This is a genomic window from Methanobacterium alcaliphilum (assembly GCF_023227715.1).
GTDB classification, from domain to species: domain Archaea; phylum Methanobacteriota; class Methanobacteria; order Methanobacteriales; family Methanobacteriaceae; genus Methanobacterium_E; species Methanobacterium_E alcaliphilum.
In genome coordinates, this window is record NZ_JALKIF010000012.1 from 39,417 (window position 1) to 64,976 (window position 25,560).

The following is a 25,560-nucleotide window of genomic DNA, read 5'->3' on the forward strand; positions in this document are numbered from 1 at the left end:
TGAAATTTTTATGTTCAGGCATGTTTAGCTAGATAATCTGGAACGCCTGAAGAGTCACGTGGTCCTACAGTAACTTCCCAGCCAGAATCATCTTCAATTTCACCACTCACTGGAGCAGCAAGCCCCGGAATAAGTAATTTACGGGTTTTAACCTTGTCTTCAATACCTGTATCTTTTATAAGATCGGCTACTGCTTTACCATTGAGTTGGCCCCCAGCAAGAGATACATCTACTGCTCTTCCTTCAGTTTCAAGTACTAAAAGATAGCAATTGGCTTTTCCAGATTTTAAATCACCTTCAACAGTGTAGTAAGTAAGAGCGAAGTTAGTGGTTAACATTACAGGTGAATTTTCATCAAGATCCCCAAATTCATATATTCCAGGGTCAACCGCTTGTGGTTTACGTGGATCAGTGTAAAGACTCTGTCTTAAAGTTAAAACAGGGATTAATTCCCATATATCTGTTCCATTTAATATCATCATATCCGCATACTTGTTCATTAAAGTTGTAGCAATAGTTGCCTCTTTAATCCCTTTAGTTACATCATCATCTTCACTGTTTAATCTTAAAAGTGCAGGAATGCCTAAAATAGGGAAACGGAAATCACCATCTCTTTCTTCAACAGCCAAGCGACGTATCATAATAAAATTGTCCAGAGTGTCACCTATAGCATCTCCTACAAATGTACCGGGGTCAAGGACAATGTCAGTTATTCCTTTAGTTCTTAGAGTATGTGAAAGTTGTTTCATTTTCTCCAAATCTCCAGGAACAAACAAGGCAATAGGGCAATTGTATTCCAGTGCTAAGTCTGCCATTTCTTCAATATTGTTTTCAGTGGCAGCATAAATTAGAGGATTTTGATCTCCCACAATTTCCAAAGCAGCTTTCATAGCCGCAGGGTTAAGAGAACATAATACTAAAGGATATTTTGCATCCTTAACTTTTTCGACAGCTGCTGCAAATTTATCAACATCTCCCGATTTATTCCGGACGGAAATTGCATCCAAAGTTAATGTTTCCCCAACACGTTCAAATTCTATGTCTTCAATAGCTTTGACCTTTTCTTCAAAGGCATTATCTTCCAGATCATCACTAATATCAATGGCTATAGATGTGGGGTTATAATATGTTAATTCATAACGATAAAGTACTTCATCTCCACCGATGGTGGTAGTTTTATCACCAACACCAATTACTATTTCTTTTACAGCCGGTGCAATTAAATCTTCCAGAGTATCAAATTCATCTGGAGTCATTTGAGTACATAATTCTAAATCAGTCTCTTTTTCAGATAACTTAGTTGCAAACGCCATGCAAGATGCTTCTCCACATTTTGCACAGTTTGTTTTGGGCAGTAACTTGTAAATATCCATTGCAGAAACACTCAATCTAAAACCTCCTTAAATTTTGAGCTTTTAGCCCTCCAGTTGAGTTATCCAATCATCTATCTCAGGGAGTTCGGTTGTCAGGTAATCGTTAACAAATGTCTCACCGATTTCACGTAGTAATTTTACTGAAGTCGGGTGAAGCATCATGAAAATATCCACACCATTTAGCATCATGGTCAAACCAGTGACAATTTCCCAGATCGGCCCTCTGTAATCAGTTGGTCCCCAAGCATCATTTTTCATCCAAGCTTCCCTAGAACCCCAGGCATTGGTAGTTCCAGATGACATAGGCATTTGTAAATCAGTATCTCCTTTTAAGGCAGCTAATCTAGTCCTAGTCATAATATCAATGGAAAATTCAATACCATATCCTAATGCACAGGTAGTGGGATCCATAACAATATCGGCCTGAGTGAGTCCTTCTTTCATTAGATAACGGTTAAGGGTTTTTTGCATATTAACATCAGTAATAGACCAGGACAGAACGGCATGGTCATAATCCACTGCTGCTTTTGCTACTTTTTGATAATCCAAATCCAGGTTTGCTGATGCTAACAAACATCTTTCACCTTCAGCAGCCTCTGCTGCAGCTTCTAAAACAAGGGGATCTTTAACAGGGTCTCCTGAAGCACCAATTACTAAAGGAACATCAACTGCTTGTAAAACTTCTTCAATAGCTTGTGCAGCTTCTCTTGGTGATTTATCCATAACTTTAGGACCAGTACCAATTAGATGTATGGTTACCATGTTTGCCCCAAATTCGTTTACTGCCTTTTTAGCCCATTCACCCGGGTGTTCCATTACATCCTCAAAGTTTTCCCTTATTGGCCTTGGTAAGCCCGGCATGGGAATATCAAAAACATCGAAAGTTACTACCGGAGGGTTTGGTTGTGCTTCTTCAAACCTATAAAGCGCTTGTTGGCCTCCCAAATATACTGGCTTCCTAGTCCCTTTTCCAAGCTGAACTTCTGCCACTTTTCCAGGATAATCCTGTATCGGTGGTTTAAATTCCTCCATTATCAAAGCTTCTTTTGAGATAGCTTTTTGTGTTTCTACTGATTTTTGAACGGCTTGTTGAATAGCAGGCATTAAATATAGCTCTAACTCTTCAAAATCCATTCGAAACTCATTTATTTCTATAGATTTTGTATTTTCAAGTAGCTTAAGAAGCTGCGTCATTTTATCCATAAAACCCACACCTCTTGAATTTTAATTTTTATCCGTATAAATTCTTATAAATCATTTTATTTATGAAATATTAAATTAATATTTTATTAATGATATCTGTGATAGACTTCACAGGATATGATTCATCTGGAAGTTCAATAAGAGGCTTACCAGCCATATCATATTCTGAAACAATAGAATCCTCGTAAATTATACCCACGAGTTCAATGCCTATTTCAGCAACTTTTTTTCTTAGTACTTCTTCATTATCTTTTTTTACTCGATTAAGTACTAAGTATAATTCTTTAAAGTTAATATCCAGTTCTTTCGCAAGTTCACCTATTCTTTGCGCGGTAAGTATTCCCCTATGGGAAGTATCAGTGACTACCAACATAACATCCACATTTTGAGTGGTTCTGCGACTTAAATGTTCTAGACCTGCCTCAGTATCAATTACTATTGCATCATAATTGGAGGATAAAGTTTCAATTATCTTTCGAAGCATGTTATTAACTGCACAGTAACATCCGCTACCTTCAGGCCTCCCCATAACCAGTAAATCAAAGTTAGGGGTTTCAATAATAGACTCCATTATTTTATAATCAAGAATATCCCATTTATTAGCACTTGCAGGTATACTACCAGACGCAGTATCTTTTTTAAGTTCTTCTCGAACATCACCCACGGTTTTTTCTACTGGTACACCTAAAGCTTCCGGCAAATTAGAATCCGGATCGGCGTCAATAGCCAGGATGTCTTTATCTGTTTGCATTAGTAGTTTAATTAAGGTGGCAGAAACCATAGTTTTACCAGTCCCACCTTTACCACTTACTGCGATTATCACTAAATCACACCATCAATAAATTAATGAATTATACAATTTATAATTAGAAATGATTGATTAAATCATTTCTTTTTAATAATTACCTTTTCCGCATATATTTTAGCATTTTTAAATATGATTTTTACCCCACCAGAAGCAGGTACTGTGAGTTCAGGAGCAGAAACTACTGGAACGAATTGGCCTTCTGCCATTTCAGTTTCTTCCATTTCAACTTCTTCTTCTGTTTCTTCTTCTGAAACTTCATCTTTAGCCGTGGCTTTGATTCTTTCCAGTACAGGATGTTCATGTTCTCTGATGAATCTTCGGATTTCTTTAATGCTATTAGCATCTTCTTCTGTCGGAATTTTATCACGTAATTCTTCTGGAATGAATTCTAAAACAGAATCTTTAATTTCTTTAGGCATCCATATGACTCTACCATACCCTCCGTCAGCTTGTAAAAATTTAGTAGATCTCATATATTCTAAACTCATTCCCGTGAAACCCTCTACCTGTTTTCCTCCAGAGCATTGGCCTGCCATTGCCGAGAATGGTATACCCAAAGGAGTTTCACCACGGAAATCTCTGTTTACTAAGCCAATACCATCTAATTCAGGGATATAAAATGCTACTGCTTCAAAACAACCACAAGAAGTGTGAGGATATTCAAATACACTGTGAACATAAACCCTATCAACAGTACCTTGAGATTTTTCAGCTACTGCAGCATTAACATTTGAATATTCTCCTTTTTCAGCATCGATTACTTCACCTTTTTCAATTTCGAATATTGGCCCTTCAGGATCCATTTTAGCTGCCGCACGGCAGTCAAACCAGTTTATAGCACCACAAAGAGCTGTCCTATCTGGAGTAACTACACACATGTGAGTTGGCGCAAAAGATTGGCACATTAAACAACCATAAAAGACATCTACATCCTCATCAGAAAGCTCACGAGCCCTTGCATCCCTAATTGCATACTGTTCACGTGCCAAATCAAGAAATTGTTCTACATTTTCTTTTTCTGTGAAAATAGTAACTGAAATAGATTCTATGATTGGAAATTCTTCCTTAAATAATATTGAAAGAGCCTTGCCCAAATGTTCTAACTTGAAACCAGCCTCAAGAGCTTCTGTGCTAACTCTACACCATATTTGATCCCTTTGATTAAGATGCATGAACCCTTTCGCATAATTACATAATTCATGTAATCTCCGTTCAATTACACCTTCTAATTCAGCTTCGAGTTTTTCTCCTTGAATCTCTATTTTAACTCCAAAAGGATAAATTTCTCCCTTAGTCATTTCACTAAGCTCTGGTCCAACAACAGTTACTTTTTCATCTTCAACATTTTCTGCAACTTGAACCAGTTCTGCACCAATAGATTTGGGGCCAGCCAGTTCTACGAACATATTAGCTGCCCTTATTCTTTCCCCTTCATACATAGGGCTTACATCAACAGGTATATCTTCAAACATTGAATTCCTCCATGAATATACACACCTAAAGCTACTTCCATACTTATTTTAATATTTCTATCGTGAATTTATTAATTAAATAATTTAATCAGTCTTCATTTTTTCCAGATATTTCAACCATTCCTCATCTTTCATATTAGGGAATGATGCATCGGCATTGGAATGGAAAAATTTACATATGGTGAGTGTTTTTAAATGAGGAGCAAAGTGTTTCAAAGTGGATAATCCTTGAGAAGCAATATAATAAATGCAACCAATGAACATTACCAAATCGTGCTGACCTTCTCCTTTTATTCCTTCCCATTCAGGGTCTTTAAGCAAGTTAACAATTTCAACTACACCATAATGACTATTTTCTACTCCCATATCTTTAAAAGTTTTATAAGCATCACCAGTAGTTACTATGGGAAGTTCCCAATGCTCCGCAATTTCTTTAGTTAAAGAAAGAATCGGTTCTTGTTTAGCCAGGGGACCTACTACAAAAAGAGGTCTTTTAGACTTTTTAAGCATCATTTTAGCTGTTTCTGGCGTGACCAGTAAAGCCTGTTTAGGACCTGCAATCACAGTTGGTTGCCATGGGATTACTCGCTCGTTCATTACATCACCATTATACTATTTATTTATAAATTAATTTAATTAATCTATTAAGTATTTCATTTTGATTCTGATTTAGAATCAACTTTAAAATCCATTGTAGATGGTTCTTGTGGAAGTGATCTTGGTTCCCATCCTTTTTCTTCCAGTAAAGCCATTATATCCTTTTTATATGTAATAGGTATGTCTTTTTCCACCCTGATGAATTTATAAACATCTTCCGGAATATCTCCAAAATATTTACGGTTTAAATCTATATAATGAGTTAACTTCAGCTGTCTACCTTTGGAAGTATCATTAGGCCTAATACATAATTTTGCTATGGCCACAGTAGCTTCTTCACGATTTTCTGCAGCATATAACAAATGTTCAGGGGCCGGCTCACCATTCACCACATTTCCAGATCTAAGATCATTTATCTCCCATTTTTCTTCTTTATCTGTCCTTCCAAGATAAAGTCTTCGATATTTAGTCCCATGAGGCCCTAAAACAACAGGTATTCCCCACCGATTTACTCCTGTGGCAATAGATGCTGCTTTTTGAGAGTATGCTCCCCACGCAACACCACACGCTCCTACTCGATTAAGAATATAATCAGCAATTTCCTCGAAGTTTCCTTCTAAAGGTTTTTTGGCAAATATATTAGCAATCTTAATGCATGCTCCCGGAATATGGGCATTGGAAACACATGAACCCACATTGACTAACCCCCTACCATCAAAATCACCAGTGAATCGTTCATAAAGGGTTTTACCTTCTTCATTGCGGAATTCACCCACAGTCATGGCACCGCAACCACTGGTTACTACGATATAGTTTCTTTCCAGAAATTCTTCTGCCATTTTAGCAACGTCTTCTGCGCCTTCAGGATAATTGGTGCAGCCTACAAATGCCACAACACCCGGCAAATCTCCCAAAACTATAGGGGCGCCCACTCTTCGTATTTCGACATCTTGAATAGGTCCTCTCCCAGCCCTAATGTTGAATCGCTGTTCTTTGAGTTTATTTTCACCAATTTTTGCCATTATGGACATTATTGGTATTTCTCGTTCACATTCCTGTTCACATCTGCCGCAGGAATAACAGACATCATTGTCATACAATTCTTCCATTTTTGTGAAGTCTCCCTCACCAGCAGCCATCACTGCATCCATCATCGGAATACTATTAGGACATACCCGAGTACACCAACCACATTCCGTGCATTCGTGAGCCATTTTTTGAATTTCGTCCATATCCGGAAGTAATTTTAGCATGTCCCTGTCATTTGATATCTGCATAGCTACTTTAGTAGCCACTTCACCAACTTTATCTGGATCAAGGATAAGAGCACCTTCAATTTGGTCATTTACCAGTTGAGATACTATTTTATCTGCATCTTCATTAGTAACATCAGGTAATCCCAGACACATTTTATCAGTAGTGGCAATTACCTTAGCTTTATTCTTCTTTGCTTCTTCTAGAACATCGGTTCTTATGCACTGTTCATCCACCACAATGACATCGGCAACGCCACTTCTTATGAATTTTAGTTGTTTGGATATGGGCCCTACAACTTTTGCATGCTGGTTGTAACGTGTTATATCAATAGCAGCACAGCATATACCGCATACTTCCACATCATCTTCCATACCCTGGTCTTCCACATAATCAATAACCCCTGCCCCAGATGATACATTATGACCAATACATAAAACCACTGGTTTTTCACGGTCAATGGTCCCTATTCCCAGTTCCACTAAGGGTGCGTCTTCATCACCTTTAGGCATGTTTAGAGCTACGATTTGAGCAATATCACCTATTTCTTTACCTAAATTATCCATTAATCCTGCGTGCAATGCTTTAGATTCAAAATCGATGCTACTTCCTTCTTGTCCTGTGTGGCAAGCTGATAAAAGGTGTAAATTTTGTTCTTCCATGTAGTCCATAGCTTCTCTCAAATCACCCAGTTTTTTAGGAACTATACCTACCACAGTTCGAATAATAGGGGCTTCTATATCAATATTCATTCCCATATCAATAGGGAAATCTTCCCCTTTCTTTTCAATTAAATGTTCTAACAAGTGCCTTGCATGGGCTGAGTGAGCTGCTGCTCCAATACAACATGCCAATAATACAAAACGTGCCTGCTGAGCCTCTATATCAATTCCGCAAGCTCCTTTTTTACCTTCAGTTAAATCACATTTCCCATAAGTACATAAACAACACATATCGCAGAAAGGTGCGTAAAATGGTTCATACCGATCTAATAATTTCATATCCCATGACCGCAGATCTGTAACATGAGGTTTGGGAGTAGGGCCCATTTCAATAGGTTCTTCTCCTTCCTTTAATTCATCATGAACAATCTCACCAATGGAGATTTTAATATCCTTGGACTTCCAAAAATCGTCTTTAAAGTCTTTAGGTTTAGTTGATTTAGGTGCCACATTTATCACCAATTTTTTAATCCTAATATTTTCGCTCAACCATTAATTAATTATTAATGATTTATAATGATATTTTGAATTATCACATCAAGGCATATAAAGTTTTTGTATTAATTATCGAATAAAAGATTGATAAAAAGTAATAATATTTTAGATATTAACTGTGTCATTTATTAAAAAAATATCATCAAAAAAAAGGATCCTATGAATAATTAAATAATAAATATATAAAAAAATTCATGATAAATCTGATTAAAGAATAACATCTGTCAAATTTTTAAAATGTTAATACAAAAAGTGGTTTTAAAACCTTTAATTAATACTTTCGTAATAATTTCACCCACTTATTCTCGAATTTAGTAATACTAACTACAACATTTATAAGATATAAATTCAGATTTTTATAGGAGGATATAAGGGTTAAAAAACTGTTTTTTAAGTATTAACCCATTTAGAGTTTAATAAAACATTGATACTTAAAAAAATATATTGTTCCCTTAATATTGATTTTTAATAAGGAGGTTGAATATGCATATACCAGATGGTTTTATACCTTTAGGGCAAGCCGCAGTATACTGGATTATAGCCATTATTGCATTATACTTCAGTTTAAATTGGGCTCGTTCTAATTTAGATGAAAGAAAAATTCCACTTTTTGCAGTTTTAGCAGCAGGAATTTTTGCCATACAAGCCATGAACATCCCTATCCCCTGGGGAACCAGTGGACATATGGTAGGAGCTGCATTAATAGCAATATTATTTGCAAGTCCATGGGCTGCCGTGCTTGTTTTATCAATTGTGCTGATTTTACAGGGATTAATATTTGGTGACGGTGGAATGACCGCATTAGGAGCCAATATATTTAACATGGGAGTAATTGGTGGTTTTGTAGGATACTATGTATTCAAAGCTACACGAGGACTAGGAGAAATACCTTCCATATTCATAGCAGCATGGGCTTCTATATTCTTAGCAGCGATTGCATGTGCCATTGAAATGGCTATTGCCGGTACTTTCCCATTAGTAATGGGCATAGAATTTATGGGATTATACCACGCGGTAATTGGGTTAATAGAAGGTTTAATTACAGTAGTTGTAATAGTAGGTATCCAAAAAGCCAGACCAGATCTATTCTCATTTAAGAATTGGGGAAAAAATAGTGCTGAGGTGGATTCAGAATGAAAGACAAAGACAAGAAATTGTTGGTTGGAGGATTAATTATTGCTCTAATCATTTGTATTTTAGCACCATTTTTGGCCTCATCCAATCCAGATGGTCTAGAAAGTGCTGCTGAAAAATTGATGCCTAATCCTGAAACTGAACCTGCTTTAGAAGCAACACTACCAGATTACACTATACCTGCATTAGGTGAAGATAATCCATGGGGTGGAGTTTTAGCTTTAATAGTTGGAACACTCCTAGTTATACTTTTAGCTTTTGGGATAGCATCTATTTTCAAAAAAACACCTGAAGAAGAAAGTAATGGAGAAGAATAAATATCTCTTTTTCCACTTTTTCTTTTCTTTTTTATATTAGTACAAACAACATAATTTAAAAAAAATCTAATATTTTTTCAATGGTGGAGGAAATCCATGGAAGACCTGATGCATATAGAAAGGGAGTCAACTCGCGGAAGTTCACTGCATAAAATTGACGGCAGAATAAAAATCATAATCACCTTTTTAATTATTATCTTCGCAGTCAATACTACTGATCTTCGAATCTTGTTGATAATGGAAGCTTATCTTCTAATACTAATATTAATCTCCAAAATTTCCCTAACTTATGCTCTAAAAAGATTAATTTTAATCTTACCTTTTGGTGGATTTGTCGCTATTTTTCAGCCATTTATAAGACCCGGTGATATAATATGGACTGGACCACTAGGTTTAACTATAACTGAACAGGGAATCATCTTTGGCGCACTCTTACTTGCTAAAATTACGGTGTGTGTTACCACCATCATATTTCTCTCTTCATCTACATCCATGCAGGATTTAATTGGTTCTGCGCGGAAACTTGGAATTCCACATGAATTTGCAATGCTTCTAAACCTTACAGTTAGATATTTATTCTTCTTTTATGATCAACTGGAAAGAATCAGAAGAGCACAGACCAGCAGATGCTTTGATATATGGAATAAAAAAACAAGTTACAAGTGGAGAGTACAAAAAGTCGGAGAAACAATTACCATGATGTTTTTAAGGGCTTATGAACAGGGGGAAAGCGTATACTTAAGTATGCTAAGTAGGGGGTATACAGCAAATGCACATTCTTATACATTAAAATCAGAGATTAATTACAAAGATATTGTATTTATAGGCATAAATATCAGTTTTATAATAGGTTTGTATTTAATTCAAAATTTTTATTTTTAATTTATTTTTATTTATAAGGAAAGATTTTATGGTCAACACAATTATTGAAGCTCATAATATGAGTTACATTTATCCTGATGGAACCTCTGCACTTAAAAATATTAATTTCAAAATAAAAGAAGGTGAAAGAGCTGCGATAATTGGTTCAAATGGTGCCGGGAAGTCAACACTGTTTTCTCATTTTAATGGATTGTTAAAGCCAACAAAAGGGCAAATAAAAATTGATGGCAGTCCCATGAGTTATAAAAAGGAAGATTTGATTAAAATTCGCCAAAAAGTAGGGATAGTTTTTCAAAACCCTGACGATCAACTATTTGCACCAACTGTTGGAGAAGATGTGGCATTTGGACCATTAAATTTAGGCATTTCTAGAGAAGAAGTAGATAAAAGGGTGGAAGAATCATTAGCTAAGGTTGAAATGACTGGTCTTGAAAGGAAAGCACCTCACCATCTATCAGGCGGGCAGAAAAAGAGAGTTGCTATAGCCGGTATACTCGCCATGACCCCCGAAATTATTGTTATGGATGAACCAACCACCGGTTTAGATCCTAAAGGTGTTGGACAAGTCTTAGACATCCTATTCAAATTAAATAATGAAAATATGAGTATAATTATTGCATCACATGATGTTGAAATAATTAGTCAGTTTTCCAATAAAATTTTTGTTCTTCATGAAGGGCAGATAATAAAACACGGCCCCCCTGAAGAAATATTTAATGACTGCACTACTTTAAAAAGAGCTCATCTAAAACCTCCAAAGGCGGTAGAACTATTAAATCTCCTTAAAAATGATGGTTTTGATGTCAAATCCAAATTAACAATTAACGGAGCTTACCATGAGATCCTGCACCTTTTAGGAACAGATGTTTATCATGAATTGCTTCATTTAATAAAAGAAGATAAGCAGCATAAAATTTTGCATGAAATTGGTGAGGAAAATTATCACCATTTGCTACATATCCTTAAAAATAATAAATAAATTAAAAAATTTAGATTTGAGGTTCCAAACGTTTTATCATGAACGCCAGGAAACCAACAATCATAGGGAACAAGAAGAAGTAAAGTACTATCAATGCAATAGGTGGAAGAACTGCCCCCATTACCGTGGATGCTGCAATAAGCATGATTAAAAATATAACTGGGCCCAAAATAGCCACAAACATATATATCATGGTAAATGAGTTTAGTTTTTGAGCATAATCTTTTAACTTCATTCTCATTTCATATGCTATGTCATCTGCAATAACACTCAAGGTTCTGGAAAGATCCCCACCACTGGAAAGTGTCCGGGTTATTTGATATACTGCTCTTTTCATTCCATCAGAATTAATACGATCACTCATATCTGTAAGTGCATTTTCAGTTGTTTCCCCATATTTTATCTCTTCTAAAGTTCTTGCAAATTCTTCAGAAAGAGGGCCGTATCCAGACATAGCAACCGACCTCATACTATCGTGTAAACCCAAACCTGCTCGAAGTTCAGTTGCCATTTGTCTTAAAGCATAAGGCAGTTCACGGGAAGCCTCAGCAGATTTTTTTCCTTTTTGTATATTGGGTAAAAATATGATAACCATGGACATTAAAAATACGACAAGCATTAAAGCCAGCCCAATTTCTATTCCGAAACCCAGAACCACCATTACTCCCATTACAATTATCCCAGACGCCGCGCCTAGCCCAATAATTAGTTTTGGATCCAAACCCTCTTTCTCTTCCTCTTTAAGTAGTTCTTCCAGCGACGCCTTTTGAAAAGAATCATCTTTAGCTTTATCTTTTTTAGGTTTAGGAGTTTTCTTTTCAGATTCAATAAGTCCTTTAAAAACTTCGATTTCTTCATCACTCATTTTCATTCTTTTTATAATCTTGGATGACGTTTTACTGGATTTAGAATCTCGAGAAAGCATACCTCCACCAGATTTCTCAGAGCTTTCTCCCCTAGAACGTAGTTTATCAAATAGTCCACCACCACCAGATTTCTCACTGGTTTCTCCACCAGAGCGGATGCCACTAAACATCCCCCCACCAGTTTTTTTAGAAGTTTCTCCCTTGGATCGTAATCCACCAATTTTAGGTTTGTTGATCTCGCCTAATTTATTCACAGGGGCTTGAACACCTTCTCCGACTTTTTTACTGGAATTTATTGTGAATCCGCCAATTTTACCGAAGAAATCTTTAATATCTGCCATATTTTCACCCTAAATATCATCTAACTTATAATTTGAATTACAATACTCGCTCCAGAACTTCATCAGAGTCACGATAATAATCTTGTACATATTGTCCTACTTCATCAATAGAACGAATATTTTTATCAGCCATGTATTCTAAAACAAGTCTTCTTTTTTCAATTTCTTCCTCAACTTCAGTTATACTAATTCCCCTAAGTTCAGAAACTTCTCGCAGAGTCTGGCTGGCGATACCCACATACTCTACCTTATCTGTAACATTATTCCATTCAAAAATTCGATTCAACTGAACATTACCTTCTTCCATTCCCACAACTTCGGCAACTTCAGTTACACGCCTAATTGAACCACCTTCTGGCCTATACATCCTATTTTGCATTATAATGAAGTCTAAAGCAGGTATCATGATATTTGGAACATCCATAGGAGGGTTAACTAAACGAGTGATTGTTTCACGAGCAGTGTTAGAGTGAAGTGTACCAAAACCAGAGTGTCCTGTATTCAATGCTGTGAAAAGAGTTATAGCTTCCCTACCCCTTACTTCACCTACAATTACCCTATCGGGTCTTTGACGTAGAGAGTTTTTTACCAGAGTATCCATGTCCAATTCACCTTTGCCTTCAATATTTGGAGGTCTAGTTTCCATTCTTAAAACATGCGTGTGAGGAAGTTGAAGTTCCAGTGTATCTTCAATAGTGATTATTCTCTCACGAGGAGGTACAAATGAAGTTACACAGTTTAAAGTTGTTGTTTTACCAGAACCAGTACCTCCTGCAATGATTGAATTACAGGGCTTAACTCCTAAACCATCAACACAAACCCACATGAAAGCAGCCAGATGAGATGACATGGTTTTAAAATTAATCAAATCTATAACTGTAAGTGGATCTTTCCTGAACTTACGTATAGTCAAAGTAGAACCATCAGCAGAAACAGGGGGAATCGTAGCATTTACCCTTGAACCATCAGGAAGTCGGGCATCGAGAATAGGTGTTTGTTGGTCAATTCTTCTGTTTACTTGACGGGCTATAACATCAATTAATGATTTAATATCATTATCCTCTTCAAAAATTACATTGGTAACCATCATTCCTATTTTACGATGGTAAACAAATACTGGTTTTTGAGTACCTAAAACCATGATCTCTTCCAGATCATCGTCTTTAATTAAAGGATCAAGTTCTCCATAACCTAACATCTCTTGAGATATCTGTGATGCTAATTTATCAACATTACGTATCCCTTTCATTCTTAAAAATTCTTTTACTTCTTTTAAGAAACTGGTTTCATCAATCCGAAATTCATCCCCTTTAGAAACAGCAACTTCAACTAATTTTTCCCTTATCTCATTTAGAAGTTGTTTTTCATTATCAGAAAACTTGGGTACACTAACATTATAATTAGGAACTAATTCTTCTTCGATAATTTCTGCCTTAAGACCTTCGCTCATTGTTTTAGCGGCTTTTTGTGGCTTAGTGGGCTTTTGCATTATCTTTTCGATGTTGAAATCTTCCTCTTCTTCCTCTTCTTCCTCTTGATCATCGAATATTGGAGCTGGCTTTTCTTCAACCTGTGGTTCTTCAAATGACTCCTCTACCGGTTTTTTAACTTCATCCACTTCAACTTCATCAGCAGATTCCTCAGCAGATTCCTCAGAACCGAATTCGCCTAATAGCTCTTTCAATATGTCTTTACGTTTCTGTTTCATAGAACTCAAATATTTAATATGATTAAACCCATATTTAAGGATATGGACTTAAAATGCAAGTGCGGAAGTACCTGCATAAGGACTGCGAAGAAAATTTTAGAAAACACAAATGAAACTTTTGCACCATGTACACAATGTATAAATCCACAACTAAAAAAATTCTCTCCACTAACCCAACAGATAAAGCTTACTACTATTGATCGAGACTTTGGACTCTGCGACTGTGGTAAAAGACATATAGACAGTGTGATTGCACATATACTCAAAATTATGATTGACGAAGGCATAAAACCACCAAACTCAAATCTAAGAAAAACGTGTATTCCCCTTATCAATCCAGCATATGATCTTCAAGCAGCCCCTTATCTAAGAGAAAAATCTCTTATAGTACTTTCACCAGAATTTAACAAATTATGTGCAGAAAGAATCATTGAAGACGTTGTTGAAGTAAAAGGAGTACTAATGGGAGATGCTCACAGTACAGTTGGAATAAAAGATTCCAACTATAAACCCTATGTTTATGATCTTCTTGCCGGGTGTGATTTACGTTGTGATATTGTAAACAGCCCATGCGGACCTATATGTATTCACAAAGATCAAGGAGAAATACATATAGAATTTCCTCGAAAGAAAAACCTTAAAGTAGCAGCAGTTTCTAATTTTATAAAAAAAAATTACTTAGAAAATGAGTTCTCTGTTTTAGATGCAACTTGCGGACCCGGAACATTGGGAATTTTTTCTTTAAAAGCAGGTGCCCAAAAAGTTATTTTCAATGACCTCTGGAAACCTGCCACCAATATGACTGCATTAAACTTAGAATCCAATGGATTTCAAGTCGAATTTTTTGATGAATTTTTAGAAAATTGTATGGTAGCCAGTGGAAAAAATTTCGAAGTTTACCATATGGATATAAGACATTTAAGTGAAAGTTTAGATGAAAAATTTGATTTGTGTATTATTGACACATTCCCTGGTGTAGAAAATACGGACTTTATTAAAGCCGCACAAAAAATCGCCAAAGATATTTTAGTAATTTAATATTTTTAATCTTAAAAACCCATATTGAAATAAATAACTACTGCCGGAAGTATTAAAACGCCCATTAATTGGGACTTACTGACCCCTAAATAGTGAGGTAGTAACCCTATGGCTATAGCAGTTGCATAAACTAAAGATATAAATGGCAGAGAAACATTCTCTAAAATTGAAAAAATCAGTAAAAGGCCAGACATAAATATTATAACCCCCCATGAAATCTTTTTATAGTTTAATTTTTGCATATATTCACTGAGATAGTCTCCTAATTTTATGCACAGTATTAAAGAAACTGAAACTGCAGTCAGGGATGCAAAAATGAAAAATAGCAAATAATTTATATTGAATTCTTGAATCAACTGAGATAAATACACTGCAATACCACTTCGAGGATTTCCAATTAAATAAATTGCAATTAAAGAAAAAAGGGTATCTGATGTATTTACTCCACTCATAGAAGTTAAGAAACTTTCATTGTTTTCTTCACTACCACCACTCAATTCTTGTGCAATTATACTTCCCTGAGCCGGTCCAAAGCCAGGTAAAAACCCCAATATAGTGCCAGCTATGCCCCCTGCCACCATTCCTCTGAAAATATTAATATTCAAACAAATTTTATTGAATTTATGTTGATGGGGTAAACATGATTTTTCATTTAAACTAAAAAGCATTGTGCTGACTCCAAACATGCCTGTAAAAAGACACATGAGAGACAAACCAGAGGATATGGGTGTATTCAACATTACCCACCCCATAATGCCTGAAAATAAAAATAAGAATAAAGACCATAGAAATGTATTTAAATCTGCACTGAGTCTTATTAACATATAAATAGACATTATAATCAGTATTATCCAAATATATGGCTTTAAAAAACCATAAAGTGGTGGTAAAAATATTACAAAAAGAGGTAGCAATAAAATAGTAATCATAATAGCTCCAAAGCCCCCCACTGCCACCAAACGTATGGCTTCTCTAGATCTCCCTTCCAAAACCATCCTATGTCCCGGTAGGATAGAAAGAGCCGTGGCTTCTTCAGGAACTCCTAAAAACATAGACGGAATGAATTCTAAAAGAGCATGAGAAATTGACATGGCAACTAGAAAAACACACAAAAATTCTAAAGAGAATAAATTTAAAAGAGAAGTTGCTGATGCAAAAACAATAGCACCTACAGTATTTACATGAATACCCGGTATAAGACCAGTTATCACACCAAACAAAACTCCGATTATGCAAGCCAGGATGAGATCAAAAATATCCATCAACCCTGAGATAATTTAAAAAAAAAGAATATGGAATAAAAATTACATTAATCGACGAATATCAGTTACTTCAACATTGCTTACATCGTCAATTTTAGAAAAGTTTTCTTCTACTGCTTCTGTTCCACCTTCACCATCGTCCACAATAACCAGAACGTTAAGGGCTACAAGGCCAAAAGCAATAGGCTCTTCTTCAATTTTATGCAATTCCGCTTCTTCAGGAATACATGATTCAACAGATTGTTTAATTTTTTCTAAATCAACATCTGGGCTTTCTGGCATTAATTTTATAGTAGCTACTACTTCTCCCATTTAATTACCTCCAATAATCATGAATTAATTAATTGTTAATTCGTTAATAATACTGATTACTATAATCTTAATACTTTTAATATTTAAAGATATAGGTTAAAAATCAGTAGTTATTAATATTAAATTAGTATAAAATTACCCAAAGGAAATCTGATAAATTAGATGAAAAATATATAAGATTTAATTATTATCAAATCTAAATATTATCCAATGTATTTATCTGATTTAAAAACTTAAGGTCCTTTAAATCCACATTTGCAAGTGTAGATGTGTCCAAAGGTTCGACATTTTTGACATCGGTAAATGATTTCGTCGCACTCAGGACATATAAACTTAACATAAGTCTCTACCAGAGGTATCTCTTGTTTGCAAGATGTGCACTCTATTTTCTCCATTTAATCACCTCTAACAAGTGTGTATAATGTATTTTTAATATCAGCATTTTCCCTGATTAACGATAGAATCCTCTCAGGATATTTTCCATTAACCACATAACAATTAGACCCGAATTGGAGTAAAAGTTCACTCAGGGCTGCGTCAATTGAAGTTTCACCAAAAGATAGTAGTTTTTTTGCACTTATTTCATGTATAAGTATAGCATCTTTGGCAGATGGTTTTCGGGTATATATACCATCTACATCCGTTGCTATTAAAAGTTTTGCTTGAATCAACTGAGAAATATAAAATGATATTGAATCAGAAGTTACATTCCATGAATGTTCCAATGGATCCATATAGTGTAAAAGTCGAGATGGTAATAAAATAGGAATTTTACCTTTTTTTACAATCCTCTTTGCAGTTTTTAGATCATATACCGCCTCAGCATTATTACAAATATCTGCTAATAAACGGCCGGTGATGTCCATACATAAAATTGCAGATTCGTGGGCTGCATTATCTGAAAAACTAAATTCCGCATCGTATTTTCTGATCTGGTTGGCAAAGTTACCACCACCACAGATTATGATAACATTCTCACCATCCAAACCTTCAACTAAATTTTTTGCATGATGAGGAAATATGCTCCCACCAACTTTAACTACCCAATCCATATAAACCATCTGCAATTAATCTAATTTAAATTTCCAAACATCCAACTTTAAGATAGATATGATATATGGCACGTTTGATCAAATTCTATCAGATTAATAGTAAGACTACTTTAGTAACTTAAGGTCTTGTGTAATCTTATCTATTTTTTCATCATCATCTGGACCAATCCCTAAACAAGTTACAGTGGAACTGGGTATTTCAGTATGGCCGGCATCACGTACTAAATAGGATGCTATATCTGCCTTTTTTACTAATTCACGTATCTCAAAAAGTTCCTGTAAATCATTTACTTTTACTACAACTTTTTTTTCTCCTTCCAATTCCCATTTTCTTATTTTATTGGAATCAGCTCTTTTAAACGAACCTAAAGAACCATGACATGCTTGTGCAGCGATTTTACCCCTACTCATATTTAAATCGCCTCTCATTATAATAATTTGTTTCATAATATCACTAATATGCACTATTTATTATGCTTTTTTGCTATAAGTTTGAATAATTGGAATGTGCAATAATAAAAAATCTATTTAAATAAACTTCACAAATTTTTGCTCTATGAAATTATATAAAAATTTATTATAAATATTATACGAATCTTTAAATAATAAATTTTGATCTCATTAAATAATTATTATAACTCAAAAAACAATTTAGTTGGTTTTAATGCTTGTAGAAACAATGAAAAATGATGATAAAGCTGTAAAAAATGAAAATGAAAGCTGTTTTTTACCGAATAATGATGGAATATATTACAATTCATTAATGGTTTTTGAATTAATAGAAATTGAAAAATTCGACGATTTATTATCCTCATTCAATGACATATTTGATAACTTTGAATCTATTGACTATTCTACAATTGAAAACATCGAATTAAATATTTTAAACCATAAAAACAGTTTATTTAAAGAATACGATGTTGTTCTCCCATTTATAAACAGTACTAAAATTAAGAAAAGATTCTCCTCAAATCGTGTTTATCATGATTTAGGCGAATATATTAATGCTATTCAAATAATTATACATGGAACAAGCCCTTCAACAATTATTTTAAATATTAGGGCTTTATTAAATGAAAAAGCATCTGATGACTTAAATAGCATCATATATAAAAACCATGACCCATTAGTTAAAGCTCATTCCCAACACACAAGACACCAAAATATCATATACACCCCAAAGCAAGTTAAAACTGAAGAAGTAAGTGAATTAAGGTCTAAAATAAAAAAAGATTTAATTAATTTTTTAAAAGGAAATGGAATTGATGGATATTTCATTAATCCACAAACAAACCCAAATCAAGTTCCAGGAATTGATTTATTATCATTTGATACTCCTGATAGAGATTATTGTCATGAATGGGCCTTAACTAATGAAAACTTTTTGCATTGCTTTAATACTTCACTAATTCCCGAACACACATTTACTCATGAAAACTTTATTTTAACCAATGAAAATTTGAAAAATGAAAAAATACGCAATTATATTCTTTTTTCCCCATATACCATTGACCCTGTTGAATCGCTTGAACATTTAAAAAACTGTGGTTTTCCTTTAATAGCATTTAAAAGGTGGTTTGAAATCCAGGAGATTAAAATTAACAGTTTAAATCAAAATTTATCCAAAGATTTAATGGATAACAACAATACCCAATTACTTATAAAAACACGTTCTGATATTTATAATGACCTTCATTCATTCAAAAGATTTAAAGAAGAACTAGAATCAGGTTTACCACTAAATAAATGTTATTTTGAAAATATAACAAGTAATTCTGACTTTTTTAATGAATTACAGTCAGATATGATCAAATATGGAGATTCTATATCTGAAAAAGTCGATACATATCTGAAAGCATCAGATTCAACTTTAAAACTTAGAGCCATACAATCCAATGAAAAAACACAAAATAGAATTTTATATCTAAGTTACGCCATTATATTTATGATACTATTGCAGGTTGGATTATTAATAATAGCAAATAAAGAAATTATATTTTCATTTTTATAGCCCAACTGATTTAATATTTTAGAGAATTAAAGCATCCTCCTATTTAAAACCATTAGATTCAAGAAATACTGCTTTTAATAACCATATTAACAGCTTAACCTTATAATAATATAATTATTATTTTTAATACAGTTGCGGAATATGTATTCCAAAAAGTGCACATTCTTTAGGAGAGAACTATCAACCACTCCTCACTTTAATCAAATTACCACTATGACATACATAGCCCCACATAATGTAGGGAGGTCACATTTGTAATATACATTAAAAATATGACCATATAAACGATAAATTTAAATAGTTTAGAGTATCAGATAAAATTGAGGTGATATTATGGCTGAATTACCAGTTGCACCAGTCGGAAGAATCATAAAAAACGCAGGTGCCATGAGAATAAGTGATGATGCAAGAGAAGCTTTAGCAAAAGCTTTAGAAGAAATGGGCGAAAACCTGGCTTTAGAAGCAGTTAAACTAGCAAAACACGCTGGAAGGAAAACTGTTAAGTCATCAGACATCGAATTAGCTGTTAAAAAAATTTAAGCTAATTCATACCATTTCTTTTTTTTATTTGCTGTTTGATTTTATTTAAAATTTAATTTAAATTATTCTAGTTTTCTAATAATTATAATTATTTTTAAGGATATTCAATTATTAAAAATTTTAATTTGATTTAATCAAGTATTTATAAAAATAAAATATAATAAATGACAGCAGAAAAACTTAAATCAATTTGTTATTGTTTCATGAATTTGATAAAAGTTCATGTGATTGGATATTGTTAGTTTATTGTCCACATGACCTTCAATTAATAACTTAAATTCAGTTTTATTGGTGATATAGTGAGTAGAATTTCCATATTAGATCATGATCGATGTCAACCTAAAAAATGCAACTATACCTGCATTGAATATTGTCCTGGTGTGCGGATGGAAGAGGACACCATCGTGATTGATGAAAAAACAAAAAAACCGTTAATATCAGAAGAACTATGTTCTGGCTGTGGTATCTGTACCAAAAGATGCCCTTTTGATGCAGTTAGTATCATAAATCTTCCTGAAGCATTAGAATATCCCATCCATCGCTATGGTCAAAACATGTTTGAACTTTTTGGTCTGCCTAATATCAGTGAAGGGGATGTAGTTGGAATTTTAGGGCCGAATGGTATTGGCAAATCAACCATAATTCGCATTCTTTCTGGAGAGTTGCAACCTAATTTAGGAAATTATGGGGAAGAAATCTCCTGGGAAGACATACTCAACTATTTTAAAGGTTCACAATTACAAAATTACTTTAAAAAGTTATCACAAGGCGAAATAAAAGTTGTTCATAAACCTCAAATGGTAGATATGCTCCCGAAATATGTTAAAGGAGAAGTAAAGGATTTATTAACAAATTTAGATGAACGAAACCAAATTGACACGGTTTTAAATACACTGGATATTTATCCAATAATGGATCGGGAAATTTCTAAATTAAGTGGAGGAGAGCTACAGAGAGTAGCTATTGCTGCAGCAGTTTTAAGAGATGCTGATTTTTATTATTTTGACGAACCAACTTCATGGTTAGATGTTAGACAACGCCTTAATGCAGTTAAAGTAATCAGACAACTGGCTGAAGAAGGCAAATCTGTAATGGTTATTGAACACGATTTAGCTGCTTTAGACGCCATATCAGATTATGTACATTTATTATATGGTAAATCCGGGGCTTATGGTGTAGTTTCACAACTTAGAGGCGTTAGGGTTGGTATAAACTCTTACATCAATGGATTCCTCAGAGAAGAAAATGTTCGATTTAGAAAACAAGCTATTGAATTTCAGGTGCGTCCGCCCACTCCTGAAGAAGAAGGTGAGGTTTTATCAGAGTATTCTTCTCTTAAGAAAGAATATACTGGGTTTAAATTAGAAGCAGATGAAGGTAAGATATACCACAATGAAATTGTGACTGCTTTTGGCCCTAATGGTATTGGAAAAACCACCTTTGCCAAAATGTTAGCTGACGTTGAAAAACCAGACAAAGGTAAAATCAAAAAGAAAGTTAATATTGCATATAAACCACAATATCTCTCTTCAGAATTTGAAGGTTCGGTGCAAGACTTTTTATATACTCACGCCCCTACTTATGGAACCAATATTTTCAAAAGCGAAATCATGAAGCCGTTTTCACTAGAAGAATTGTTGGAAAAAGAGGTAAGTGACTTAAGTGGTGGAGAACTGCAAAGACTAGCAGTAGCAAGTACATTATCCCAACAGGCCGATATCTATCTTTTTGATGAACCAACCGCATTTTTAGACGTGGAACAAAGGTTAGTTGCAGCAAGGACAATCCGTAAAATTATAGAAAATCGCAATGCGGCATCCATAATTATTGACCACGACATAGTATTTATTGATTACATATCAGATAGAGCATTTGTATTCCAGGGCCACCCAGGTATTGAAGGACATGCTTCTAGCCCCACCGAACTTAGAAAGTCCATGAACAAATTCTTATCTGATGTGGGCATAACCTTCCGTAGAGATAAAGAAACAAAACGTCCTCGGGTTAATAAGTTTGATAGTTATCTAGATAGAAACCAAAAACAAATCGGTGAATATTACTACTTAAAAGACAAATAGATAACTATTCTCTTTTTTTAATTAACTGTTAATGATATTAAAAATAGACTATTTTCTTTTCCCAAAAATTAAGTTATTTATTTAAAAAAGAATTAAATGGGTTTAAGGGATTTTATTCCTTCTAAAAACCTTTCTGCAAAAATTTTAACCTGGTACTCAGGTACAGAAAAACTAACCCTGAGATATCTGTTACCAAATGATTTACTGGTGTATGCCCCCTGGCGAACAAAAACTTTCCTTTCCAATAAATAATTTGTCATATCCATAGGATCAATACCTGTTCCTTTTAAATCAATGGCCATCATATTTCCATCTGAAGGATAAACTGGAATAAATGCACCTTCTACCTGATCCACAGCATTTTTAATTATTTTTTGATTACTGCGTGTTTGATCTCGAATATAATCTATCCATTCATTCTTAGATTTTAAGGCAGCTATTGCTCCTGATTGAGCCATGACATTGGTCCCTAAATCATTAATCAAAATACTTCTTATAGAATTAATAACTTCAGGAACTCCTATGACTGCACCAATCCTAAGCCCGGCCATTCCAAATATTTTTGAGAAGCTGTAAACGGTGATCGTATGATTTGGAGCATATTCTGCTGCGAGATGATGTTCCCGGGCAAAGTCCCGGTAAGTTATGTCATGCAGCAAATATATATCATTTTCTTCAGCTATTTCAGCAAATTCTTCCATCTCTTCTTTAGTATAACATGATCCTAATGGATTCAAAGGGTCTATTAAAGAGATGATTTTGGTATTTTCATCCATATTTTCCCTTACTAATTTTGGAGTTAACTTGTATCCGCACTCCTCATTGTATATGGGTACTGAAATAACTTGAGCCGCAAACCTGCTGGCGAAGTTGTCAATGATTAAATATCCAGGATCACAGGTTATTACATTATTCTGCGGATCCAAAATATCATTCATACATAAATAGAGAGATTCTGTCCCTCCAGCAGTTATTAATATGTCATAATCCTTACTTAAACCTAGATCATTTATCACAAGCTCTTTAAGTTCAGGAAAACCTTCTGGTGGTGGATATTTGCAGTATTCCCTACTATTCACGCAATCAATCATAGCATCCATGATTTCAGTATCTTGATGAAGATGATTGGTGTTTTGACCCATCCAAATAATTTCTTTATCACTAAAGACATGAGCAAAGAACTCATTTGCCGTTTTAAAGCCTTTTGGTGGTATCTTTGCGGCCTTCGCATACTTTTTAGGAGAAATCATGTTTTATCACATCATTTTAATTTAAAGACTCAATGCTGAGAGACTCTTCAGAAGAAAATAAGTATTTTAGTTTCATTGTTAAATTGTTTATTTACACTAAATATACATTATGCTCTTAAAATTTAACAAGCAGCCATAATTTATAAATTTCTTCTGATTATAGTCCCAGAACAAAGTCTGATTATAATATAAAGATTTTAACAATTTATCAAGTTAATTATAATGGTTTTATCAAGAGATTATATAATGATAATATCCCCTTATCAAACTATAAATGTTATTTGACGGTCTTATTAATAAACTTTAATAATTTTGAGACTTATTCAAATGATGGTCGGAAAAATAAGTATATTAATTATTTACCATATCCTATTTTGTATTACCTGGATTCATTAAAACAATTTTAATTACCCAAACCTCTTTCTATTATTCTAAATCTGGTTTTAATACCTTCTACTTTACTTTTATGTCGAATTAAGGTTGCACACCTTTCACCCACAACATCACCCTTTTCTAATCCCACAATGACCTTGCTCCAGTATTTCAAAATAGTTCCACCAACAGGTTCAATAACACCATTTCCACTTTCATCAAAAACAGAATAAATCTGATTGGTTATTACCACAGCCAAATCATATTTTCGAGCCATTCGAAGCAATAGCGCCATTTGTTTACCTAACTCGCTATTTAATTTAGTAGAATTCCCATCTTTCAACCTATATAATGCCACAGCTGAGTCTAAAATCACCAAATCTACTTCTTCAGATTGTGACTCTAACAATGCCCATACTTTTTTTAAAACTTCATTCTGTTCTTTAAAAGACGTAGGTTCAAATACGATGATATTTTCAGCAACTTTATCAAAATCTAACCCAGATATTTGCTGAATTCTATCAATAGAAATTCCACCTTCAGTATCTATAAATATTACTTTTCCACCATCCCTTGCAGACTCAACAGCTAATTTTAAAACAATATTCGTTTTTCCAGACCCCGGAGGTCCATAGAATTGAGTTAGATTTCCTTTTTCAACTCCCCCTCCTAAGATACCGTCAATTGAGCACCCGGTAGAAATTTTTGTTGACTTGTTAAGATCAGATAATACCTTCATATTTCCTCAATATCCTTTTTATTACATTAAAAACTTGGATTATACATATTCTATGAATAAAGATTAATGAAATTACTCTATTAAATATATTATTTACTTTTAATAATAACTCTTATAGATCCATATCATGGAGACTATTTAAATAGCCTGCACCTTTTCTTAAAATTTTTGGTTGATCCAAAGAAAAATCAATGACCGTAGATGGTTCTAATTTCGTTAATGATCCAGCATCCAGAACCAAATCTACTTCCGAACTTAATTGATTTAAAATTTTTTCTATATTATCCATTACTGGCATCCCCGATATATTAGCACTACTAGCAGTAATTGGAAATTTTTTAGTTAGTTCTTGGCATAATATATTGTCTGGAATTCTTATTCCAATATTTTCTCCACCAGCAGTTAATATAGGGGAGATATTTTCTTTCCTCTTTAAGATTATAGTGAATGGACCCGGCAGCAATTCAAATATTTTATACTTAAATTTATCATTAATATGAGCAATTTGAAAAATATTTTCAAGTTTAGAAACACAGATAGATATGGGTTTTCTTTTTGATCTTTTTTTAAGATCATATAACTTATTTAAAGCATCATCATCAAATATATTAACAGCTAATCCATAAATAGTATCTGTAGGATATAAAACAATTCCACCATTTTCCAAAACATTGATGGCATAATCTATATCTTTTTGATCTGGTTTTTCAGGGTTAATTTTAATAATTTTCATTTTTGTTCCTATACAAAATATA

General features: G+C 33.9%; 24 protein-coding genes. 8 read left to right on the plus strand and 16 right to left on the minus strand.

Going from position 1 to position 25,560, the window contains the following annotated elements; all coding sequences use genetic code 11:
• Positions 1-14: 14 nt before the first annotated feature.
• The 6 genes from acsC to cdhA form a co-directional block, all read right to left on the minus strand.
• The gene (acsC, locus tag MXE27_RS09440) at positions 15-1,388 is read right to left on the minus strand and encodes an acetyl-CoA decarbonylase/synthase complex subunit gamma (protein ID WP_248612183.1); all 1,374 of its coding nucleotides are present in this window, start codon (positions 1,386-1,388) and stop codon (positions 15-17) included.
• Positions 1,389-1,415: 27 nt separating this feature from the next.
• Entirely contained in the window at positions 1,416-2,576 is a 1,161-nt protein-coding gene (cdhD, locus tag MXE27_RS09445; RefSeq protein ID WP_248612184.1) for a CO dehydrogenase/acetyl-CoA synthase subunit delta, read from the minus strand.
• 70 nt (positions 2,577-2,646) lie between these two features.
• Positions 2,647-3,399 (minus strand): ATP-binding protein, encoded by a 753-nt coding sequence (locus MXE27_RS09450; protein WP_248612185.1) that lies wholly within the window; start codon positions 3,397-3,399, stop codon positions 2,647-2,649.
• 62 nt (positions 3,400-3,461) lie between these two features.
• Positions 3,462-4,856, minus strand: coding sequence for a CO dehydrogenase/CO-methylating acetyl-CoA synthase complex subunit beta (gene cdhC / locus MXE27_RS09455; protein ID WP_248612186.1), 1,395 nt, complete (start codon positions 4,854-4,856; stop codon positions 3,462-3,464).
• An 84-nt stretch (positions 4,857-4,940) separates the two neighbouring features.
• Positions 4,941-5,453, minus strand: a complete 513-nt coding sequence (cdhB, locus tag MXE27_RS09460) for a CO dehydrogenase/acetyl-CoA synthase complex subunit epsilon (protein ID WP_248612187.1) — start codon at positions 5,451-5,453, stop codon at positions 4,941-4,943.
• A 56-nt stretch (positions 5,454-5,509) separates the two neighbouring features.
• Entirely contained in the window at positions 5,510-7,888 is a 2,379-nt protein-coding gene (gene cdhA, locus MXE27_RS09465) for a CO dehydrogenase/acetyl-CoA synthase complex subunit alpha (RefSeq protein ID WP_425438285.1), read from the minus strand.
• A 519-nt stretch (positions 7,889-8,407) separates the two neighbouring features.
• Here cdhA and cbiM point away from each other — a divergent pair.
• The 4 genes from cbiM (at position 8,408) to MXE27_RS09485 (ending at position 11,236) form a co-directional block, all read left to right on the plus strand.
• Positions 8,408-9,061 (plus strand): cobalt transporter CbiM, encoded by a 654-nt coding sequence (cbiM, locus tag MXE27_RS09470; RefSeq protein ID WP_248612189.1) that lies wholly within the window; start codon positions 8,408-8,410, stop codon positions 9,059-9,061.
• A complete protein-coding gene (locus tag MXE27_RS09475; RefSeq protein WP_248612190.1) occupies positions 9,058-9,375 on the plus strand; it encodes a PDGLE domain-containing protein in 318 nt (105 codons plus the stop codon). The genes cbiM and MXE27_RS09475 overlap by 4 nt, the downstream gene beginning before the upstream one ends.
• A gap of 96 nt (positions 9,376-9,471) precedes the next feature.
• Entirely contained in the window at positions 9,472-10,257 is a 786-nt protein-coding gene (cbiQ, locus tag MXE27_RS09480) for a cobalt ECF transporter T component CbiQ (protein ID WP_248612191.1), read from the plus strand.
• Between the two features lie 28 nt (positions 10,258-10,285).
• On the plus strand, positions 10,286-11,236 hold the full coding sequence (locus MXE27_RS09485; protein ID WP_248612192.1) for an ATP-binding cassette domain-containing protein: 951 nt from the start codon (positions 10,286-10,288) through the stop codon (positions 11,234-11,236).
• Positions 11,237-11,246: 10 nt separating this feature from the next.
• Here MXE27_RS09485 and MXE27_RS09490 read toward each other — a convergent pair whose 3' ends face one another.
• Positions 11,247-12,443: a type II secretion system F family protein gene (locus tag MXE27_RS09490; protein WP_248612193.1), complete on the minus strand. Its 1,197-nt coding sequence runs from the start codon at positions 12,441-12,443 to the stop codon at positions 11,247-11,249.
• A gap of 37 nt (positions 12,444-12,480) precedes the next feature.
• On the minus strand, positions 12,481-13,893 hold the full coding sequence (locus tag MXE27_RS09495) for a TadA family conjugal transfer-associated ATPase (protein ID WP_425438286.1): 1,413 nt from the start codon (positions 13,891-13,893) through the stop codon (positions 12,481-12,483).
• Positions 13,894-14,169: 276 nt separating this feature from the next.
• On the opposite strand from MXE27_RS09495, the gene MXE27_RS09500 reads away from it, so the two are divergent.
• Positions 14,170-15,189 carry a class I SAM-dependent methyltransferase gene (locus MXE27_RS09500; RefSeq protein ID WP_248612195.1) on the plus strand — a complete coding sequence of 340 codons (1,020 nt, stop codon included), beginning with the start codon at positions 14,170-14,172 and terminating at the stop codon, positions 15,187-15,189.
• 11 nt (positions 15,190-15,200) lie between these two features.
• On the opposite strand, the gene MXE27_RS09505 is transcribed toward MXE27_RS09500, so the two are convergent.
• The 5 genes from MXE27_RS09505 to pth2 form a co-directional block, all read right to left on the minus strand.
• On the minus strand, positions 15,201-16,445 hold the full coding sequence (locus MXE27_RS09505) for a tripartite tricarboxylate transporter permease (protein ID WP_248612232.1): 1,245 nt from the start codon (positions 16,443-16,445) through the stop codon (positions 15,201-15,203).
• A 48-nt stretch (positions 16,446-16,493) separates the two neighbouring features.
• Positions 16,494-16,763: an elongation factor 1-beta gene (locus tag MXE27_RS09510; RefSeq protein ID WP_248612196.1), complete on the minus strand. Its 270-nt coding sequence runs from the start codon at positions 16,761-16,763 to the stop codon at positions 16,494-16,496.
• A gap of 233 nt (positions 16,764-16,996) precedes the next feature.
• Positions 16,997-17,158 (minus strand): zinc finger domain-containing protein, encoded by a 162-nt coding sequence (locus MXE27_RS09515; protein WP_248612197.1) that lies wholly within the window; start codon positions 17,156-17,158, stop codon positions 16,997-16,999.
• The gene (locus MXE27_RS09520) at positions 17,159-17,815 is read right to left on the minus strand and encodes an amino acid kinase family protein (protein WP_248612198.1); all 657 of its coding nucleotides are present in this window, start codon (positions 17,813-17,815) and stop codon (positions 17,159-17,161) included.
• A gap of 105 nt (positions 17,816-17,920) precedes the next feature.
• Complete coding sequence (pth2, locus tag MXE27_RS09525) at positions 17,921-18,262, minus strand: aminoacyl-tRNA hydrolase (RefSeq protein WP_248612199.1); 342 nt, start codon at positions 18,260-18,262, stop codon at positions 17,921-17,923.
• Positions 18,263-18,479: 217 nt separating this feature from the next.
• On the opposite strand from pth2, the gene MXE27_RS09530 reads away from it, so the two are divergent.
• The 3 genes from MXE27_RS09530 to MXE27_RS09540 all read left to right on the plus strand — a co-directional run bounded on the left by MXE27_RS09530 (position 18,480) and on the right by MXE27_RS09540 (position 22,444).
• Complete coding sequence (locus tag MXE27_RS09530; protein WP_248612200.1) at positions 18,480-19,826, plus strand: hypothetical protein; 1,347 nt, start codon at positions 18,480-18,482, stop codon at positions 19,824-19,826.
• Between the two features lie 333 nt (positions 19,827-20,159).
• Positions 20,160-20,366, plus strand: a complete 207-nt coding sequence (locus tag MXE27_RS09535; RefSeq protein WP_248612201.1) for a histone family protein — start codon at positions 20,160-20,162, stop codon at positions 20,364-20,366.
• 299 nt (positions 20,367-20,665) lie between these two features.
• Positions 20,666-22,444: a ribosome biogenesis/translation initiation ATPase RLI gene (locus MXE27_RS09540; RefSeq protein WP_248612202.1), complete on the plus strand. Its 1,779-nt coding sequence runs from the start codon at positions 20,666-20,668 to the stop codon at positions 22,442-22,444.
• Positions 22,445-22,536: 92 nt separating this feature from the next.
• On the opposite strand, the gene MXE27_RS09545 is transcribed toward MXE27_RS09540, so the two are convergent.
• The 3 genes from MXE27_RS09545 to MXE27_RS09555 all read right to left on the minus strand — a co-directional run bounded on the left by MXE27_RS09545 (position 22,537) and on the right by MXE27_RS09555 (position 25,538).
• Entirely contained in the window at positions 22,537-23,694 is a 1,158-nt protein-coding gene (locus MXE27_RS09545) for a pyridoxal phosphate-dependent aminotransferase (protein ID WP_248612203.1), read from the minus strand.
• Positions 23,695-24,097: 403 nt separating this feature from the next.
• On the minus strand, positions 24,098-24,805 hold the full coding sequence (radB, locus tag MXE27_RS09550; RefSeq protein ID WP_248612204.1) for a DNA repair and recombination protein RadB: 708 nt from the start codon (positions 24,803-24,805) through the stop codon (positions 24,098-24,100).
• Between the two features lie 112 nt (positions 24,806-24,917).
• Positions 24,918-25,538 carry an L-threonylcarbamoyladenylate synthase gene (locus tag MXE27_RS09555; protein ID WP_248612205.1) on the minus strand — a complete coding sequence of 207 codons (621 nt, stop codon included), beginning with the start codon at positions 25,536-25,538 and terminating at the stop codon, positions 24,918-24,920.
• Between the last annotated feature and the right edge of the window lie 22 nt (positions 25,539-25,560).